The sequence below is a fragment of the Aurantibrevibacter litoralis genome (genome assembly GCF_034651555.1).
Lineage (GTDB): Bacteria > Bacteroidota > Bacteroidia > Flavobacteriales > Flavobacteriaceae > Aurantibrevibacter > Aurantibrevibacter litoralis.
On sequence record NZ_JAYEEQ010000014.1, the window covers coordinates 67,967 to 86,953 of the forward strand.

The 18,987-nt window shown below is 38.4% G+C and carries 20 protein-coding genes; 13 read left to right on the forward strand and 7 right to left on the reverse strand.

Annotated elements, in window-relative coordinates:
* Window positions 1–114 precede the first annotated feature (114 nt).
* Both U1E44_RS12080 and U1E44_RS12085 read right to left on the reverse strand, forming a co-directional pair.
* Window positions 115–1,146: an RluA family pseudouridine synthase gene (locus U1E44_RS12080; RefSeq protein WP_322931346.1), complete on the reverse strand. Its 1,032-nt coding sequence runs from the start codon at window positions 1,144–1,146 to the stop codon at window positions 115–117.
* Between the two features lie 3 nt (window positions 1,147–1,149).
* Window positions 1,150–1,737, reverse strand: coding sequence for a PASTA domain-containing protein (locus U1E44_RS12085; protein ID WP_322931347.1), 588 nt, complete (start codon window positions 1,735–1,737; stop codon window positions 1,150–1,152).
* A gap of 86 nt (window positions 1,738–1,823) precedes the next feature.
* Here U1E44_RS12085 and U1E44_RS12090 point away from each other — a divergent pair, with 86 nt between their 5' ends.
* The 5 genes from U1E44_RS12090 (at window position 1,824) to U1E44_RS12110 (ending at window position 7,859) form a co-directional block, all read left to right on the forward strand.
* On the forward strand, window positions 1,824–2,819 hold the full coding sequence (locus U1E44_RS12090) for a D-alanine--D-alanine ligase (protein ID WP_322931348.1): 996 nt from the start codon (window positions 1,824–1,826) through the stop codon (window positions 2,817–2,819).
* Between the two features lie 28 nt (window positions 2,820–2,847).
* Complete coding sequence (gene coaD, locus U1E44_RS12095) at window positions 2,848–3,306, forward strand: pantetheine-phosphate adenylyltransferase (protein WP_322931349.1); 459 nt, start codon at window positions 2,848–2,850, stop codon at window positions 3,304–3,306.
* Window positions 3,307–3,564: 258 nt separating this feature from the next.
* Window positions 3,565–5,415 (forward strand): PAS domain-containing protein, encoded by a 1,851-nt coding sequence (locus tag U1E44_RS12100; RefSeq protein WP_322931350.1) that lies wholly within the window; start codon window positions 3,565–3,567, stop codon window positions 5,413–5,415.
* Window positions 5,402–5,806 carry a response regulator gene (locus tag U1E44_RS12105; protein WP_322931351.1) on the forward strand — a complete coding sequence of 135 codons (405 nt, stop codon included), beginning with the start codon at window positions 5,402–5,404 and terminating at the stop codon, window positions 5,804–5,806. Before U1E44_RS12100 ends, U1E44_RS12105 begins: the two co-directional genes overlap by 14 nt.
* A gap of 289 nt (window positions 5,807–6,095) precedes the next feature.
* Window positions 6,096–7,859 (forward strand): M14 family metallopeptidase, encoded by a 1,764-nt coding sequence (locus tag U1E44_RS12110; protein ID WP_322931352.1) that lies wholly within the window; start codon window positions 6,096–6,098, stop codon window positions 7,857–7,859.
* A 1-nt stretch (window position 7,860) separates the two neighbouring features.
* Here U1E44_RS12110 and U1E44_RS12115 read toward each other — a convergent pair whose 3' ends face one another.
* A complete protein-coding gene (locus U1E44_RS12115) occupies window positions 7,861–8,445 on the reverse strand; it encodes an NUDIX hydrolase (protein WP_322931353.1) in 585 nt (194 codons plus the stop codon).
* A gap of 7 nt (window positions 8,446–8,452) precedes the next feature.
* Between U1E44_RS12115 and pyrE the strand changes: the two genes are divergently transcribed.
* Window positions 8,453–9,094 carry an orotate phosphoribosyltransferase gene (gene pyrE / locus U1E44_RS12120; protein ID WP_322931354.1) on the forward strand — a complete coding sequence of 214 codons (642 nt, stop codon included), beginning with the start codon at window positions 8,453–8,455 and terminating at the stop codon, window positions 9,092–9,094.
* Window positions 9,095–9,098: 4 nt separating this feature from the next.
* Window positions 9,099–9,491 carry an SRPBCC family protein gene (locus U1E44_RS12125; protein ID WP_323673896.1) on the forward strand — a complete coding sequence of 131 codons (393 nt, stop codon included), beginning with the start codon at window positions 9,099–9,101 and terminating at the stop codon, window positions 9,489–9,491.
* Between the two features lie 82 nt (window positions 9,492–9,573).
* Here U1E44_RS12125 and U1E44_RS12130 read toward each other — a convergent pair whose 3' ends face one another.
* Complete coding sequence (locus U1E44_RS12130) at window positions 9,574–10,305, reverse strand: biotin--[acetyl-CoA-carboxylase] ligase (protein WP_322931356.1); 732 nt, start codon at window positions 10,303–10,305, stop codon at window positions 9,574–9,576.
* 93 nt (window positions 10,306–10,398) lie between these two features.
* Between U1E44_RS12130 and rsfS the strand changes: the two genes are divergently transcribed.
* The 6 genes from rsfS to U1E44_RS12160 are packed head-to-tail and all read left to right on the forward strand — an operon-like array spanning window position 10,399 to window position 15,224.
* Window positions 10,399–10,776: a ribosome silencing factor gene (gene rsfS, locus U1E44_RS12135; RefSeq protein WP_322931357.1), complete on the forward strand. Its 378-nt coding sequence runs from the start codon at window positions 10,399–10,401 to the stop codon at window positions 10,774–10,776.
* A gap of 8 nt (window positions 10,777–10,784) precedes the next feature.
* The gene (ftsH, locus tag U1E44_RS12140; RefSeq protein WP_322931358.1) at window positions 10,785–12,827 is read left to right on the forward strand and encodes an ATP-dependent zinc metalloprotease FtsH; all 2,043 of its coding nucleotides are present in this window, start codon (window positions 10,785–10,787) and stop codon (window positions 12,825–12,827) included.
* A gap of 60 nt (window positions 12,828–12,887) precedes the next feature.
* The gene (locus tag U1E44_RS12145) at window positions 12,888–13,499 is read left to right on the forward strand and encodes an LUD domain-containing protein (RefSeq protein ID WP_322931359.1); all 612 of its coding nucleotides are present in this window, start codon (window positions 12,888–12,890) and stop codon (window positions 13,497–13,499) included.
* Between the two features lies 1 nt (window position 13,500).
* Window positions 13,501–14,304: a phosphatidate cytidylyltransferase gene (locus U1E44_RS12150; protein ID WP_322931360.1), complete on the forward strand. Its 804-nt coding sequence runs from the start codon at window positions 13,501–13,503 to the stop codon at window positions 14,302–14,304.
* Window positions 14,294–14,965 (forward strand): phosphatidylserine decarboxylase family protein, encoded by a 672-nt coding sequence (locus U1E44_RS12155; RefSeq protein WP_322931361.1) that lies wholly within the window; start codon window positions 14,294–14,296, stop codon window positions 14,963–14,965. The genes U1E44_RS12150 and U1E44_RS12155 overlap by 11 nt, the downstream gene beginning before the upstream one ends.
* Complete coding sequence (locus tag U1E44_RS12160) at window positions 14,952–15,224, forward strand: acyl-CoA-binding protein (RefSeq protein WP_322931362.1); 273 nt, start codon at window positions 14,952–14,954, stop codon at window positions 15,222–15,224. The genes U1E44_RS12155 and U1E44_RS12160 overlap by 14 nt, the downstream gene beginning before the upstream one ends.
* A gap of 12 nt (window positions 15,225–15,236) precedes the next feature.
* Here the strand turns inward: U1E44_RS12160 and U1E44_RS12165 are convergent, their stop codons facing one another.
* The 3 genes from U1E44_RS12165 to U1E44_RS12175 form a co-directional block, all read right to left on the reverse strand.
* Window positions 15,237–15,998 carry a creatininase family protein gene (locus tag U1E44_RS12165; protein ID WP_322931363.1) on the reverse strand — a complete coding sequence of 254 codons (762 nt, stop codon included), beginning with the start codon at window positions 15,996–15,998 and terminating at the stop codon, window positions 15,237–15,239.
* A 313-nt stretch (window positions 15,999–16,311) separates the two neighbouring features.
* Window positions 16,312–17,388, reverse strand: coding sequence for a PDDEXK nuclease domain-containing protein (locus tag U1E44_RS12170; protein ID WP_322931364.1), 1,077 nt, complete (start codon window positions 17,386–17,388; stop codon window positions 16,312–16,314).
* A gap of 285 nt (window positions 17,389–17,673) precedes the next feature.
* The gene (locus U1E44_RS12175) at window positions 17,674–18,942 is read right to left on the reverse strand and encodes a sterol desaturase family protein (protein ID WP_322931365.1); all 1,269 of its coding nucleotides are present in this window, start codon (window positions 18,940–18,942) and stop codon (window positions 17,674–17,676) included.
* Window positions 18,943–18,987: the final 45 nt, after the last annotated feature.

The window sequence follows — 18,987 nt, forward strand, 5'->3', positions numbered from 1 at the left end:
CCAGTTTTGGTTTTTAATTATCTGCCAAAACCCGTGGATAAACAATAACACGGCTAAAAATACTATCCTTTTTTGGGAAAGCCTGTGTTGGGTGAAAAGATTTTGTTTATGATATTATTCGTTCTGACTATGCCGCGCATAGTTTCGCCATTTTTCAATACATTCTGACATATCTTCGGGAATATCAGAATTAAATTGCATGTAGCTACCAGACACCGGATGCACAAATCCTAAGGTTTTGGCATGTAGTGCCTGCCTTGGCAAAATCTTGAATGCATTGTCTACAAACTGTTTGTATTTCGTAAACGTGGTTCCTTTTAAAATTTTATCACCCCCGTATCGTTCATCATTAAACAAGGTGTGCCCAATGTGCTTCATGTGCACCCGTATTTGATGGGTCCTACCTGTTTCCAGTTTGCAAGATACGAGTGTTACATAACCCAACCGTTCTATAACCTTGTAATGCGTTACAGCCTCCTTTCCCTGTTCGCCCTCCGGAAAAACGGTCATCTGCAACCGATTCTTGGGGTGGCGCCCTACATGACCTTCTACCGTGCCTTGATCCTGCTCCACATTGCCCCAAACCAATGCCACATATTCCCTTTCGCTGCTTTTTTCAAAAAACTGTTGCGCTAAATGGGTCATGGCAGCCTCTGTTTTGGCCACCACTAAAAGTCCGGAAGTATCCTTATCTATACGATGTACTAAACCAGGCCGTTCATTTGCATTTACAGGCAACTCTTTCTGATGGTACAGCAAGGCATTAATTAAAGTCCCCGAATAATTACCATGCCCCGGGTGCACCACCATGCCGGGCGGTTTGTTTACCACAAGAAGCACTTCGTCTTCATACACAATATCCAAAGGAATAGCCTCGGGCAATAATAAAAATTCATAGGGCGGATGCGCAAAAAGCACTTTTACTTCATCGCCTGCTTTTACCCTGTAGTTTTGTTTTACAATAGTGTTGTTTACCCAAATATGACCGTCCTTAGCGGCCTGTTGTACTTTATTTCGGGTTGCATTTTCAATAAAATTCATTAAGTACTTATCTACCCGAAGTGGCTCCTGACCTTTAGAAGCTACAAACTTGTGATGCTCAAAAAGGGCTTCCTCTCCCATACCCAATTCCTCATGCGCTTCCATAGGCTATTCGGAATCCTCTTTAATGCGTGCTCTTTCTGTTATGCTGCCATTGCCACAAATTAATTCAATTTTAGACGTCTTGGGTAGTTTGTCTCCGGGTGCAATGTTCTTTCCTTGGTGTTTTATGTAGTACACCATATCCTTTCCGAGTTCATCGATATAGGTTACTCGTTCTACGTCTAAGCCTACTGCTTTTAACATGGAACTAGCGTTGCGCTGGGTTACCTGTATAATGTTGGGTATAGTCACTTTTTTGTACCCGGAAGGATTCACCGTAATGTATATTTTCCGGTTTAATTTAACCTTGCTACCTGCCGAAGGATTTTGGTCGATGATGGAAAAACGAGGATAACTGGGGTTGTAATTGGCTGAATCGAGCACTTCGTACCGAAGTCCGGCATTTTCAATTGTTGTACGCATTTCCGTAACCGACTGCTTGGACAAATCCGGTACAACCACAAATTCACCATGATTGGTCGATGTTTTTAACCACTGCAACAAGAGTACCACTAAAATTATGGAAACCACCAAGGCCAACACTAACTGAATTAAAAAAACCTTACTTTTTATAAAGTTGAAAAAATTTCGCATAATTCATTTATTATGATACAAAGATAGGAAACCCACCGCATTTTTTATTTACTTTGATTTTCCTAAAATGATTTATCGCAATACCTATGAAGCCAGAGTCAAAAAAAAATATAGCCGTCATTATGGGAGGCTACTCCAGCGAGTATAAAATATCCGTTAAAAGCGGTACTGTGGTGTATTCTTATTTAGACAAATTGCGCTATAATGCCTACCGAGTGCTTATTTTAAAAGACAAATGGGTCTATTTGGACGAAAACGATAAGGAGCACCTTATTAATAAGCATGATTTTTCCGTGACCTTTTCAGATTACACGCTGCATTTCGACTGTGTTTTTAATGCCATACACGGCTCACCGGGCGAAGATGGTTATATGCAAGCCTATTTTGCACTATTAGGAGTACCGCAGACTTCTTGCGGGCATTATCAGGCTGCTCTTACCTTTAACAAAAGAGACCTTCTAAGTGTATTAAAGCCTTATGGCATTAAAGCTGCCCCATCGTACTACCTTAATCGTGGTGATGCAATACATGAAGAAGAAATTGTACAAAAAGTGGGCTTGCCCTGTTTTGTAAAGGCCAATAAAGCGGGTAGCAGTTTTGGGGTGTCTAAGGTATATGAAACAAAAGATTTAAAATCGGCTATAGAAATTGCGTTTAAGGAAGATGATGAAATTATTATTGAGGCCTTTTTAGACGGTATTGAGGTATCGGTAGGTGTCATACGGTACCAAGGTGAAACGAAAGTGTTGCCCATTACCGAAATTGTATCTGAAAATGACTTTTTTGATTACCAAGCCAAATACGAAGGAAAATCGACCGAAATTACGCCGGCTAGAATTACCGAAGTTCAGGCGAAAAATGTAACTCTAGCCGCCAAGCGCGCCTATGAAGTTCTTAAAATGAAGGGGTTTTCGCGAAGCGAGTTCATTTTTATTGGCGATGAACCCTATATGCTAGAGATGAATACCACACCCGGACTAACTACGGAAAGTATCTTACCACAGCAGGCGCAAATCGCAGGAATATCGCTTACCGAGCTTTTCGGAAACGCAGTGGAAGAGGCACTAAAAGAAAAATCGTAACTTTAACCTATTCTAAAAGCTTCCGTTTGTGAAAAGACGTGCCGTATTTCCTGGTTCTTTTGATCCCCTAACCTTGGGGCATTATGATATTATTCTTAGAGGGATAACACTTTTTGATGAGCTTATTATTGCCATTGGTATCAACACAGAAAAAAAATATATGTTTTCGATGGACGAGCGAAAATCGTTCATCAGTGAGGCATTTAAAAATGAACCCCGCATAAAAGTACGTTCTTATCAAGGGCTTACGGTCGATTTCTGTAAGAAAGAAAATGCCCAATTTATTTTAAGAGGATTGCGAAATCCGGGCGATTTTGAGTTTGAAAAGGCCATTGCCCACACCAACCGCAAACTTTCGGAAATAGAAACTGTTTTTTTACTTACCTCTTCGGGCAAATCGTACATTAGTTCCTCTATCGTTCGGGATGTAATACGCAATGGAGGCGATTATTCGGGTCTTGTGCCCGAAACCGTTAGAGTTAAATAAGTGGTTTGCGACATGCTTATCTTTTGAGGCTACTCGAAGAATACAATCATCATTGACCGTACATTCTTCTCATAGTATACGCTTAATCTTACAGAAAATATTAATTTTGTACTCCATAGCGCTATTCTTATTCTTTTCTTACAAAAAAAATGCGTACTTATCTAAAAGTGGGCGACACACATCGGGTTTTAGGGTATTCACAACAAAATAGAGCACAACTATAAAAAGTGTTTTATTTTGGTAAGAAAATACAACATAATGATTAAGGAAGCGGAAACAAAGTCACGTAATTATCTCATAAAACAACTGCCTAGCGCTACCGTATTTTTAGATATGCATTTACAAGTAGTACACGTATCCGACAAATGGATTTCCGATTTTAACTTTGTACAAACCGAGGTTATTGGAAAAAGTTTACACGCTTTATTTGGAGCCATAAGCAGCAGTTGGCAGCAAAGCTTGGAAAATTGTTTGAACGGCCTTTGTGGTATAAAAAACAAGTATGAATACACTGATGAAGATGGCACTACCCGATTTTTTGACTATGTGACCATGCCGTGGTACGATACCAGTGAAAATATCATGGGAGTCATTATGCATACCACACCCATTTCCACAACACAACGATCAGAATTAGAGCGAGATAAACTGCAATTGCTTCTAGATACACAGTCCGAAATTTCAAAAATTGGGAGTTGGGAATATATAATAGATACCCAAAAACTGTATTGGTGCAAAATGACCAAAAAAATTCATAAGGTTCCCTTTAATTTTAAGCCTACTATAGTAAAGGCCATGGACTTTTACAAAGAAGGTTATAGCAGAAATACAATCTCTATGGCTATGTTTAATGCCCTAAACCACGGTACTGCATGGAGCGAAAAATTACAAATCCGAAACGCTAAAGGAGAAGAAATTTGGGTCATCGCGGCAGGGAAGCCTATTTATAAAGAGGGTAAAATAGTAAGTATCATAGGGACTTTTCAGGATATTAATGAGCAAATCATTAATGACATTAAAACTAGAGAGAACGAAAAACTGCTGAAAACACTGATCGACAACTTGCCGCTTAATGTGTACATAAAGGATTTGGATTCTAGAAAAGTTATGGTTAATAAATCGGAATGCCGCTATATTGGCGTCAGTAGGGCCGAAGAACTCCTTGGAAAAAATGATTTTGATGTATTTGATGAAAAATCGGCTCAAAATTCAAGAGAAGAAGACCTCAGAGTGTTAAATACTCTAAATCCTATTCTAGGTCAGGAAACGATTTGTGTTAAAAAAGACGGCCAGGTAACCTCGTTTTTAACCTCCAAAATTCCTTTGATCGGCGAAGACGGTAACGCCTACGGACTAGTGGGTATTAGCATGGATATTTCCAATCTTAAACAAAAAGAAGAAACCCTTAGAAATCTTATCCATGTAACCTCGCAACAAAACAAAAAACTCATCAATTTTGCCCACATTGTGTCTCACAATCTTAGATCGCATGCCGCTAATTTTTCTATGTTGCTCCAATTTATGCAAGAAGAAAAGGATGTAAAAGAACGTTGCAAAATCACCGAAATGCTCGTGAATGCTTCGGACAATCTTATGGAAACCCTAGACAACCTAAACGAAGTAGTAGCCATAAGTAGAAATATTAAATTAGAGAAGAAACCGGTAAATCTTAACGAGAAAATAAATAGAGTAACACAAAATCTAGATGAATTAATTCGGCAAAACAATGTCGCAATTGTCAATAAAATAGCCGCAGACAGTCAGGTATTGGCCATCCCAGAATATCTAGAAAGCATCCTCACTAATTTTATTACGAATGCCATTAGGTACCGCAGACCGGATGCCTTGCCCTTACTACAACTTTCTACCAGTACCGAGGGAGAATTTACCGTATTGCATATTAAAGACAACGGGCGGGGCATCGACTTAAAAAAGTACGGAGATAAGCTTTTTGGGATGTACAAAACGTTCCATAAAGATACCGAAGGTCGTGGAATTGGCTTGTACATTACCAAGAACCAAATAGAAGCCATGAACGGCAAAATTGAAACCGAAAGTGAAGTGGGCGTTGGCACCACTTTTAAAATCTACTTTAATGATAAAAAATAAAACCATTTTCATCATCGACGACGATCCAATTACCGTTTTTGGCATTACCAGAATGTTAAAAGGACATATTGTCCAAAGCGAAATAAGTACCTATCAAAATGGGAAATTGGCCATAGACAGCCTAAAAACCTTGCTTCATGAAAATAAAGAACTCCCTCAAATCATTTTGTTAGACATTAATATGCCCATTATGGATGGATGGCAATTTTTAGAAGAATTTATTACATTGCCTATTCGTCAAAAAATAAACATTCACATCATAACCTCATCCATTGATCCGGCAGACTTGCAAAAATCGGAAATGTTTAAACACATGACTACACATAGTATCGATTTTAAAAACAAACCCATCCGCAAGGAAGATATCCAACAAATAACGAGCATCTATTAATTTGTTGCCCATTTTTTTTCTACATTTGAATAAAGCATTCCGCTTAGACGCTGTGTACTGTATTTATCTTTATAGATGTATCGTCAGCGGTTATAGCTACTAATAGTTCTTAGTTAGCAGCGGCGGGAAATGGTACCATTTACATTTAATCGTTGAGGAATAAGTGGTTTATTACTGTCCATATACTTTTTACCTCCAATAGAGCATCCTAGATCGGCGAAAGCGCTCTTTGATACATAGTAATGCCAAACGCTTACAATGATTTGTTTAATCTAATTTTTTAATTCGCATGAAAACGTTGCGATATCTATTTTTTTTAGGCTTTATTCTGATTTCTTGTCAACAGCCTGAAAAACACAAGATATTGGATTTTCAGACCCCTTACGAAAATTCTTCCGAGCTCGAAACAGCTACCTATGAGGACATCATTGCCTTTTACATTCAACTAGCCAAGAAATTCCCAGAAATTAATGTACAAACCTTAGGTGAAACGGATAGCGGGTATCCTTTACACTTGGTATCCTACAATCCGGACGGGGATTTTAATTTTCAAAAAATAAGCAAAAAAAAAGCCATTATATTAATCAATAATGGGATTCATCCCGGAGAAAGTGATGGCATAGACGCGACCATGTTGTTCTTTAGGGATTTGGCACTAAAAAAAATAACCGCTCCGGAGCACACGGTTCTAGTAACCATTCCTGTCTATAATATCGGGGGGGCATTACATAGAAACAGTACTACCCGCGTAAATCAAAACGGCCCCGAATCCTATGGATTTAGAGGCAATGCTCAGAACTACGACCTCAATCGAGATTTTATAAAAACAGACACCAAAAACACCGAAACTTTTGCCGCTATTTTTCATTTGGTAAAGCCAGACATTTTTTTAGACAACCATGTCAGCAATGGTGCTAATTATCAATACACCCTAAGCCACTTGTTTACCCAACACAACAAGTTAGGTGGTTCACTAGGGGCGTATCTCTACCAACATTTTACCCCGGCCTTAGAACGTACACTCGCAGAAAACAATTGGGATATAACCCCTTATGTGAATGTACACAATACGGTACCGGAACAGGGGTTTTCTCAATTTATGGACTATCCGCGTTACTCCACAGGATACACCACTCTGTGGAATACGATAGGGCTTATGGCAGAAACACATATGCTAAAGCCCTATGCCAATCGGGTGCGAGGCACCTATCAACTTATGGTGGCTCTTATGCACATTACGGAAAATGATTTTGAGAACATTAAGTCTCTAAGAGCTGAAGCTCATGAAGCGTACAGTGATGCGGAAAAATACCCGTTGCGGTGGTCATTAGATACTACCCAAACGACCTCGCTGCCCTTCAAGGGATACAAAGCAGATATCCGGCCCAGCGAAATCACAGGATTTCCGAGAATACGCTATGACACCACGCAACCCTTTTGTAAAGAAATTACCTATTCTAATTTCTTCTCACCAACACATACGGTACGTGTACCACAAAGTTATATCATAAAAAAAGGATGGCGTAACGTCTTGCGCTTGTTGCAACTAAACCATATTTCATATCATACCTTACCCAAAGACACCACGCTAACGGTAGAATCGTATCGGATTTTAAATTATAAAACTATGAAAAATCCTTACGAAGGCCACTACCCTCATTATGACACCGAAGTAGCCAAATCTATAAAAAACGTAGCATTTCAACAGGGCGATATTGTAGTACCCACTCGGCAAAGCGGAATTCGTTATCTCCTTGAAACCTTGGAGCCCGAAGCCACGGATTCTTTTTTTAACTGGAATTTTTTCGACGCCATATTACAACAAAAAGAACATTTTTCTCCGTATGTTTTTGAAGATCTTGCGGTGGCATTATTACGCAACGATACCCTTTTAAACACCGCCTTTGTAACAAATAAGGAAATTGATACTGCTTTTGCACAAAATCCTATGTCCCAGTTACAATGGATCTACGAAAGATCACCTTATTACGAAGCTGCCCATTTACAGTATCCTGTGTTTCGGGTACCTAACGATACCACACCAACCCCGTAACCTATTCAAAAAGAATTTTGATATTGGTATATGAATTTTGAAGTGCTCTTTTTATTTTCTTTGGCCCTTTCCATTTTACCTTTTCTATACCTTCCTCCAGATTCCCCGTCAAATCTCCTTTGTAATTTGTAGACATGGAAAACCAATGCACTTCTTTTAATTTGTATTTGCCATTTCTTTTAAAAATATGGTAGGTAGCTTGTAGAAAATTTTCAATTTTCAAATCCTGTACGCCTGTTTCTTCAATTACCTCCCTAAGCGCAGCTTCTTCTATAGATTCCCCCTTTTCTACCTTTCCTTTTGGTAAATCCCATTTATCATTTCTATAGATAAACAGTACTTTTCCGGACTTATTGGTAACCACGCCACCAGCAGCGACTACCAAGGGTATTTTTTTTGCAAATTTCTTAAGAATTTCTTCGTGATTAGGGTGGTAAATAAAGGCTTCCTCCATTTTTCCCTTGCTCAATGCCTCAATGGCTTCATTAATGGCAATTCCGTTTAATAAAAAATATTTGCCATTTATCGTATCCGACAATCTATTTGTTAAAATTAGCGGATTCTCATTCACAAAAACTTTATACATTTGTGTTATGGTTTTAGACAAAGACACCGCTAAAAAAACAGCTGAGCTTCTCCTGCAAATTAATGCAATAAAGTTGAAACCAGAAAATCCATTTATATGGGCTTCCGGTTGGACTTCCCCTATTTATTGCGACAATAGAATCATCTTATCGTATCCGCGTATTCGCAATTACGTAAGAGAGCAGATGGCCAAACAACTAACCCAGTTATATGGCAAACCCGATGTTATTGCCGGGGTGGCTACGGGCGCCATTGGCATTGGCATGTTGGTGGCAGAATATTTGGATCTTCCTTTTATCTATGTGCGGCCCGAACCTAAAGGCCATGGGGGTAAAAATCAAATTGAAGGCTATGTAGAAGAAAATCAAAATGTGGTCGTCATAGAGGATCTTATAAGCACCGGGAAAAGCAGCCTAAATGCCGTAGATGCCCTTCTGGAAGCCGGCCTGCGCATTAAGGGAATGATCGCCGTATTTACCTATGGTTTTGATGTGGCGGTTAAAAATTTCGAGAAAAAAAATATTGAACTCCACACGCTGAGCACGTATGACCATCTTATAGCGCAAGCATCGGATACCCAATATATTAAAGAAAATCAATTACAAACATTATTGGCTTGGCGACAAGATCCGGCCAACTGGAAACCTTAAAATGATGCATATAGAAACACCAAAAAAAACGATTACCAAAAGCCAAAAGGAACTTTTTGAATTTTTATTAGAACTGCATAATTTCGAGGTGTTAATGCCGGAAACCATAAGCAAATTTGAGGTGCTTAATGAAAATAGATTTCTTTTTGCCCTTAAAGGGATGCCCGAAATAGTACTTCAAAAACAAGAGCAAACCCCGTATGAGAAAATAGTTTTAGCTGCGGCGAGCGACAAACTACCTTTTACCTTAACCGTAGACATTAAAGCCATAACTACAAATGAAAGTGAAGTAGTGTTACATTTTGAGGGCGAATTTAATGCCATGATGGCCATGATGATAAAAACACCAATTACCAATTTTATGACTACACTTTCCGATAATTTAAGCAAGGTCTAGGCATCCGTGTAGCGAAAAAATGCATTTGCCTTCAAAAAGAATCAAAATTAAAAAGGGTATACGAAAAAAAGTGGAATGCTTTTCAATACAACAGTTTCACCTCTTTTAGATTAAATTGTACAGTAGTTTCATCATCTAGCGTCATACGTAGTCTCCCATCCTCCGAAACGCCTCGAATATACCCGGCACACAAACTGCCATCGGCACGACTAAAGGGTATTCGTTTGTCCTTCATAAATAAATGCTGTTCATAAGCATCCCTTATGTGCTGTCCTTGCCCATTTTCTAACTGCATAAAGACGTGTTTTAAACTATTCAAAATAGCTAGTAGTAGCTTTTCTTTATTTACTTTGTGTCCCAATATTACCTGCAAAGAAGAAGCGTTAGGCAAATTTGGAAAAGACAATTGATTTACATTTACACCAATACCGATAACACTATGGCTCAGTTTTGATCCTTTCACAATGTTTTCCACCAAGATACCGCAAATTTTTAAACGGCCTGACAGAATGTCGTTCGGCCATTTCACGCTTAAGTGCGGTACTTTTAGCTCCTGAAGTGCTTTAAAAATGGCCATAGATACACCACAATTAAGAAGAAACACATTGGACATATCAAAATTCGAAAAATTACGCAATACACTAAATGTGAGATTTTTACCGGCTTCTGTGTGCCAAGAAGTGCCCATTTGCCCCTTACCCTTTACTTGATTACGGGCTACAACCACCGTGTAATCTGCCGGATGTATTTCGGCAACCAAGTTTTTAAGGTACTCATTGGTAGAGTCTATGGCACTAAGTTTGATTATCTGCATGCGTATCCCAAATATAGTAAGGGCAATCTAATAGAAAAAACTATAGTAAAAAAAACAAAAAAACGATAACTTTGTAAAAACTAAATCTATTGAATGCAGAAAAGCAAAACAAATTCGGATGAATTAATTACCTTAATTTTACACGGAATTGAAGAAGTTAAAGGACAGCACACAAATTTACTTGACTTAAGGGAAATTGAAAATACGGTTTGTGACTACTTTATCATCTGCAATGGCACTTCCAACACCCATGTAAACGCTATTGTAAACTCCATTCAAAAAACCGTTAGTAAGGCCATCAGCGACAAACCTTGGCACGTAGAAGGTTCCGATAATTCGGAATGGGTATTAATGGATTATGTAGATGTAGTAGTACATGTTTTTCAAAGGCAAACCAGAGCATTTTATGATATTGAAGGCCTCTGGGGCGATGCCAAAGTTACCGCAATAGAAAGCAGTTTTAATCAGTAAAAGAAATAATGGCAAAAGACAATAATACAACTCCGAATAAACCCCGTTTTAGTTCTTGGTGGATTTATGGTGTAATTGCAGTTCTGTTGATCGGATTCCAATTTTTTGGATCCGGAAATTTTAACAGCACAAAAAAAACGACAACATCTGAGCTTCAGGAGTACCTGCGCAATGGTGATATTTCAAAAATTTTGATTATTACTAATACCCGCCAAGCTAAAGTCTTCCTTACCGATGAAGCCTTGCAAAAAGATGTACATAAAGATGTGTCCGAAAAACCCATGTTTCCTGCCACCGGTTTGATGCCTCAGTATGTGTTGGATTATGGGGATTTGCAAAATTTTGAAAACGAGATTAAAAATCTAAAGAAGGAAAATAATCTGGATACCATCGTAGATTACGACACGGAATCTAATATTTTAGGCGACCTACTACTGGGCCTTCTTCCTTTTATCCTCATTATAGGAATTTGGATTTACCTTATGCGACGTATGTCTGGCGGTGCAGGTGGCGGCGGTGGCGGTCAAATTTTCAATATCGGAAAATCTAAAGCAAAGCTTTTTGATGAGAAAACCGACACTAGAACCTCCTTTAAGGATGTGGCAGGCTTAGAAGGGGCTAAAGAGGAAATAGAGGAAATAGTAGAATTTCTTAAACATCCCGAAAAATATACGTCTCTAGGTGGAAAAATACCAAAAGGAGCACTTTTAGTCGGCCCTCCGGGTACGGGAAAAACCCTTTTGGCAAAAGCCGTTGCGGGAGAGGCCAAAGTTCCTTTCTTTTCTTTGTCTGGTTCCGATTTTGTGGAAATGTTTGTAGGTGTAGGCGCCTCCAGAGTACGAGATTTGTTTAAACAAGCTAAAGACAAATCGCCTTCCATTATTTTTATCGATGAAATAGACGCCATAGGCCGAGCAAGAGGGAAGAACAATTTTACGGGATCCAATGACGAAAGAGAAAACACGCTAAACCAACTGCTAACAGAAATGGATGGATTTGGCACCAATACCAATGTCATTGTATTGGCCGCAACCAACCGTGCCGATGTATTGGATAAGGCGCTTATGCGTGCCGGCAGGTTCGATAGGCAGATTTATGTAGACCTTCCGGACATCCGCGAACGAAAAGAAATATTTGAAGTACACCTTAGACCCATAAAAACCGCCGAAACCTTAGACTTGGACTTTTTAGCCAGACAAACACCGGGCTTTTCGGGAGCAGATATCGCCAATGTATGTAATGAAGCGGCGTTAATAGCGGCTAGAAAGGAAAAGAAGGCCGTAACAAAACAAGATTTCCTAGATGCCGTAGATCGTATTGTGGGCGGACTTGAAAAGAAAAATAAAATAATTACACCGGGCGAAAAAAAGACCATTGCCTATCATGAAGCAGGACATGCTACTACAAGTTGGGTATTAGAACATGCGGCACCTTTGGTGAAAGTTACTATTGTACCGCGAGGACAGTCTCTTGGCGCAGCGTGGTATCTTCCGGAAGAACGCCTCATTGTACGACCGGAACAAATGCTAGACGAAATGTGTGCTACCTTGGGGGGTAGGGCTGCCGAAAAAGTCATTTTTAATAAGATTTCTACCGGTGCCTTAAGCGATTTGGAAAAAGTAACCAAACAGGCACGTGCCATGGTAACTATTTATGGTTTAAATGACAAAATCGGAAACCTTACCTATTACGATTCGTCCGCACAGAACGAGTATGGCTTTAACAAACCTTATAGCGAGGAAACCGCACAAAAAATAGATCAGGAAATTTCCAAGATGATTGAAGAACAATATCAACGTGCTATAGAACTACTCACCGTTAACAAGGATAAACTTGTGGAATTGGCCGAACGTCTCTTGGAAAAAGAAGTTATTTTTAAAGACGATTTAGAAAAAATATTTGGAAAAAGGGCATTTGAGAAAGACCTACTAGAACAAGAGGAAAAAGATCAAGAAACAAAAGAAAAAGTAGTAAACATTGTCACTGATCCGGAGGAAAGTACGGAGCCAATAGACAAGGAAACAACCAAAAAAGTAAAAACCAAAAAATAGATTACACAGTGTTGCAATCAGAATTGCACAAAGTAAAAAAAGATTGGTATTCAAAAATTAATGGGATTATTTGACAAACTGTTTGGCGGAGGTAAAAAAAAGGTTTTTAAAGAAACAGCAGAAACCAGAGGGCAGCATATGCCCGATATTGATCTTCCCGTTGATGAAAAATTCACCATTAATTTTAAAAAAAACGGCGGTAAATTTTTGTATTGTGATTCGTATGATGAAGTCCTAAGCACCTTAAAAAATATTATTAAAGAAAATCATTGGGAGGAAGAACCCTTCTTTACACCGAATGCGGACTTAGAAAAAAAATTTTCAAAGCAACGCATTGTATTTTCAGATAAGGCGCAACAAAGTAAGGTTTTCTTTACCACATGTGAGCATTTAATTGGACTTAATGGCTCTATTTTAGTGTGCTCCAATCAGCTAAAGGAATATAAATTGCATGAACTACCAGACAACCTAATTGTATTTGCTACCACTAGTCAACTTGTAGATTCTATAGGAGAAGGGCTTAAACAAATTAAAAAGAAATATAAAAATAGTATTCCTGCCAATATTACCACCATTAAGCACTTTATGCCAACTTCCACAAATAAAGAAGATTTCCTAACATACGGAAGTAGTAGTAAAAACTTATATTTGCTACTATTGGAAGATCTTTAGCATGAGAGAAGTTTTAAGGAGAATAACTACAGGAGGCGTTTATGTTACGCTTTTGCTTGCGGCTGTATTTCTAAATTCGGATGCTTTCGATTTTCTTTTTATGGTTTTTGGTCTTGCCTGCCTTTATGAATACAAACGTTTAGTGGCACTCAAGGGCTATCATGTTTTTGCGGCTTATCTGGCTTTGTGGTGGGCTTATATTTACTTAATACACGACAAAGACTTAATTAATTTATTGATGTGTGTTACAATAACCATTAATTTTGTGTTATTGTATTATCTGTTTTCAATAAAAGAACGTGTATTTAGCTGGCTTCAAAAATTTCTTATCGGTCTTTTTTATATTGGCGGAGGATGCATTTTCTTAACAATGATTCCCTATAAGGATGATGAATTTGCAAAATTTCTAATTATGGGTATTTTCTTGCTCATATGGGTAAATGATTCTTTTGCCTATGTGGTAGGTAAGCTTATAGGGCGCACCAAGTTATACCCTGCTGTTTCTCCTAAAAAGACCATTGAAGGCAGTATTGGTGGGTACTGCTTTGCGTTGCTTACAGCGTTTTTCTTAGCAAAATACGAAACCAATATCAGTATGGCGCAATGGCTTATTTTATCGACCGTAATTGTAATAATGGGCAATTTGGGCGATTTACTGCAATCTAAACTTAAACGAGTGGCCGGGGTAAAGGATAGCGGTGCTATTTTACCAGGACATGGGGGTATGTTCGACAGGCTAGACAGCATGGTTTTTGCAGCACCCTTTGCCTACTTAACGCTTAATATCTTTTCTTATGTTTCATAAAGAAGGTCAGACAATCATTTTATTCACTTTTTTTGGTGCTGCGGCAGCCATTATTTTAGGGGAATTTTATATTTCAAATAGCGTTTTGCGTATTGCCGTACAAGGGCTTTCGCTGGTTTTTTTGATCTCAATTCTTCAATTTTTTCGCAATCCCTCAAGAAAAGTGGTACGAAATTTCAATGATATTTTAGCTCCTGTAGACGGGAAGGTAGTGGTCATAGAAGAAGTGGTAGAAAACGAATTTTTTAAAGATAAACGCAAACAGGTTTCCATTTTTATGTCGCCTATTAATGTGCATGTTACCCGGTATCCTGCTAGTGGCCTTGTAAAATACGCAAAATATCATCCCGGGAAATATTTGGTGGCGTGGCATCCTAAATCGAGTGAGGAAAATGAGCGCACTACTGTGGTTATAAGAACGCCAAAATTTGGAGATATTCTGTACAGACAAATCGCGGGTGCACTGGCTCGAAGAATCGTAAATTATGCCGCTGAAGGAGAAAGTGTGCAACAAGGTGATGATTCCGGTTTTATAAAATTTGGTTCTAGGGTAGATTTATTCTTACCTTTAGATGCTGCCATAACCGTTAAACTAAATCAAAAGGTTGTTGGCGCAAAGACTTGTATTGCAACACTACCAGCCAAAGATGACAAAGAATGAAAAATTACATGCAGATTTTTTAGCGGCCGTAGATTTGGTTAACAATTTAACACATCCGCTACCCCCGGATTTATTATTAAAATTATACGCCTACTACAAAATAGCCAACGAAAACTTTGCGCATCCAGGAAGCAAAACTCCTTTGGTAAATGCCTTTAAGGCCAATGCCCTTTTTCAGGCCCAACATGTGGGTAAAGAGGAGGCCATGCAGAAATATATTGTTTTGGTACAACAAGAAATCTTATCAAAGGAAAACTAAAATCTCATCTTATTATTCGTATAAATCCGAAATATCGGCCTCACAAAGTTCCCATAAAAATTTCCCGATTTTTTCCGTAACTGCCGTAAAATAGAGTTCCCCCTTTTCTTCAGTAGCGAACATAGGATTTCCAACTCCGGTATCTTGTGAGATTTGCGACCATTTCCGTTCTGCCCACAACCACCCTTCTGAGAATGCTTTTATTCTATATCCTTTAGCCCTACCGCTACCCCAATTTTCCTTGGCCAATACTAAATCGGGTCTCAGATAAAGCATTAAGCTGGTTTCCATTTCGTCGGCATGGTCTCCTTTTTCGTCAAAATAGTGTGTCTTTTCCAAGGCCTGAAACCAATTGGAAAAACAGATAAACATTTTTGGGAATTTAAGACCCAATTCGCGCACAAGGGGCTTAAAATCATTGCCTCCATGGCTATTAAAAATAAGCAATTTATAAATCCCTTGTCGGTTCAGCGTGGCCACTATGTCACTCAATATGGCCATTTGCGTACTAGGATTTATGTTAATGTCTAAATAAATATCTGACTGCCCCGTATTTACCCCAAAAGGTATTGTAGGCAACACGATTAATTTCCCGCCCCTTTCCCAGCATATTTTGGCCGAGGCGGCAGCGATTGCATCGGCTTCAAAATTATCGGTAGCATAAGGCAAATGATAATTATGTGCCTCGGTAGCGCCCCAAGGTAAAACGGCTACATTAAACCTAGTGTCTTTAAGTTCATTCCAGTTGGTCTCTGCTAAAATATAAGGTCGCATATTTATGAAGTTTAAAAAAATTATTCTTTTTATTATCGGTTAGTATATATAAAGTAGGCGATTTTAAGGCACGAAACTTTCGGTTAAATACAAAGCTTGACACAAGCCAAAATTCCTAATTTTACTACTATTTCGCCCGTTTTTTATAGACATTGTTCTCGGCAAGCTTTCTTCCGTTCTGCTAGGTTTTCAGCATGGGCAAAGACATACTCTTTTGCAATTTTTGGCTTGAGTGTTGGCTGGTGCGAAACGAAGTTCACGAACTCCAAAAACTAATTTAAAATGCGCGAGTAATTGCAAATGTGTATGGCTTTTAGCGTTGGCTTTCCCGTTCGTTTATTAATAGTTTCAATTCTTCTTTACTTGGTAAAACGGTTTGATATTTACTTGCAAAAATCTGTTCATTGTTTTCAGGCAAAGTGTATTCCACTACCGATTCGTTTTTGTCTTTGCACAGTACTATTCCAATTGTTTTATTTTCATCTTCAAGTCTAACTTCTTTGTCATAGTAATTCGCATACATTTGCATTTGTCCGAGGTCTTGATGTTTGATTTCTCCGATTTTTAGGTCAATCAATACAAAGCATTTCAAAATTCGGTTATAAAAAACCAAGTCAATTCTAAAATGCTTATCATCAAAGGAAATTCGTTTTTGTCGGGCAACAAATGTAAATCCGTTGCCAAGTTCTAATAAAAAGTGTTCAAGTTTGTCTATTAACTCTTGTTCAAGGTCGCTTTCTGAAAAAGACGAATGTTCAGGAAGTCCAATAAATTCAAGAATATAAGGGTCTTTAATAGCATCTTTTGGTTTTTCAAATACCAATCCTTTTTCAGAAAGTTCTTTTACTTTTTCTTTGTCTCTACTTAGCACCAATCTTGTATATAAAGCAGCATCAAACTGACGTTGCAATTCCCTTACGCTCCAATTGTTTTTAGACGATTCAATCTCATAGAATTTTCGCTCATTTTCATCATCAATCCGCATTAGTTTCAGGTAGTGCGACCAACTCAAATTAAAATTCCGAGACGATGTTATGGAAATGGCATTTTCAGATTCCGCAGACGATGTTTGCGATATTCCTTTAAAATCCGCAGACGGTGTTTGCGGTTTTGAGTAAACAAGGTAAAATTGCCTCATTTGCTCTATGTTTCTATCTGAAAACCCTTTACCAAATTCATTAGTCAAAACTTTTGAAAGTTCTTTTATAACTTTCTTTCCATAGTCAGCTCTTTCTTTTCCACCTTGTTCTTCCTCTACAATCATTCTCCCAATTTCAAAATAGGTGAGTACCATTGTTTGGTTAACAGTACGTACTATTTTACTTCTTGCTGATTGTAGCAAATCAACAATTTGCGTGAAGAATTTTGTATTTGAAGGTTTGTTTGTCACAATCTATGTGTTTGTATCATTCATTCCAGTTTTTATCAACTCTCTGACAAAGTCAATGAATAGTTTATAAGCCTTCGTAAATGAATATTTGTCATCAGAATGTTTTATTGCTATGTTTCTTTTTACCATAGTCGAACCAACTAATCTTCTGATGCTTTCGCTATCATTTAATTGCTTGTTCGCTTTTACAACATCTATCCAAGTACTATTTTTTATCTATTCGGTTGGCTTTTCAGCTTGCAGAGAACTACACCATCACAGTACGTGTCCAAAAAATATCTAAGATTATACGGATACGACCTCTTTTCGTTTGGTCAACTCCCAAAATCCGAAGTAAACGCTACCTAAAATAGTAGTAACAAAATAGAGTAGAACCCAACGATCTCCGGAAACAAAAAGCACATTAATGCCAAACCAATTTCCCGATACTATAATAAAAAACACCCCTGCTAACGCCCTAAAAAGCTCTGACCAAATGGCATACCTATGCTGATCCATCAGGGCGGTGTAGCTAAAAACACTAAGGAGTATAAAAATACCATAAATGAGTGAATTGCTAGATCCAATATGCTCAAAATTATAAAACAAAAATAACATAAAGCACAAATTAGCCAGTAGTTGACCTACAATATACACCTTAAAAAAGGAAGACCAAGGGGTGGCATATTTTTTAAAATGATAGACATCAGTTATTACGGATATTGGGAATTTATCTTGTATATCGGCGGGGCGCCATCCTGTAGGCATAAACCAAATGCGCCATTTATCCCAAAAATTTTTGGTGTGCCACGCGTCCTTTAGCAACCGCCATAAGTGCTGAAAATTGATGACCACCGGATTCCAAGTTCCGGCGGGCTTTAACACACCAAACTGCGGTTTCACGGCATCTAACTCTTCTTGAAATGTACCAAAAATACGGTCCCACACACAAAAGATCTGTCCAAGATTTTTATCAATATATTCCGGGTTTATGGCATGATGTACACGGTGCTGCGATGGCGTTACTATAAAGTACTCTAACCATCCCAATTTTCCGATGTGCTGGGTATGGTACCAGAATTGGGCAAACAGATGCACAGGCGCCAAAATAGCCACAACCGAATTGGGAACCCCTAATACGGCTGCTGGCAGTAACAAAATAGAAAAATACCCTAGCAGATTTGAAATAGGTTGTCGTAATGCACAAGCCAAATTAAATTCTTCGCTGCTGTGGTGTATGACATGCTGATTCCAAAAAATATTGATTTGGTGACTCAACCGATGGTTCCAATACCCGGCAAAATCTAGTATAACAAAGCCTAACACCCATACCAACCACGTTGTTTCAATATTAAAAATAGCTACATGAGATACTAAGAAAGGATAGCTTACTAAAATTACAGCCAAGCCTAAGGAATCTTTTATAACGTTGGTAAGTCCGGAGCTGATACTGGCTACCGTATCCAAAACCGTATGCGTTTGCCTTTTTACGAAATGCCCATATAAAATCTCTAGCAACAACAGGGCTATGAAGAAGGGAATGGCGTATAAAAGTGCTGTGGCGTATGTTTCCATAAGGTATAGAGCCTCGGTTAAAGATACTCATTTTACTTTAGTCTT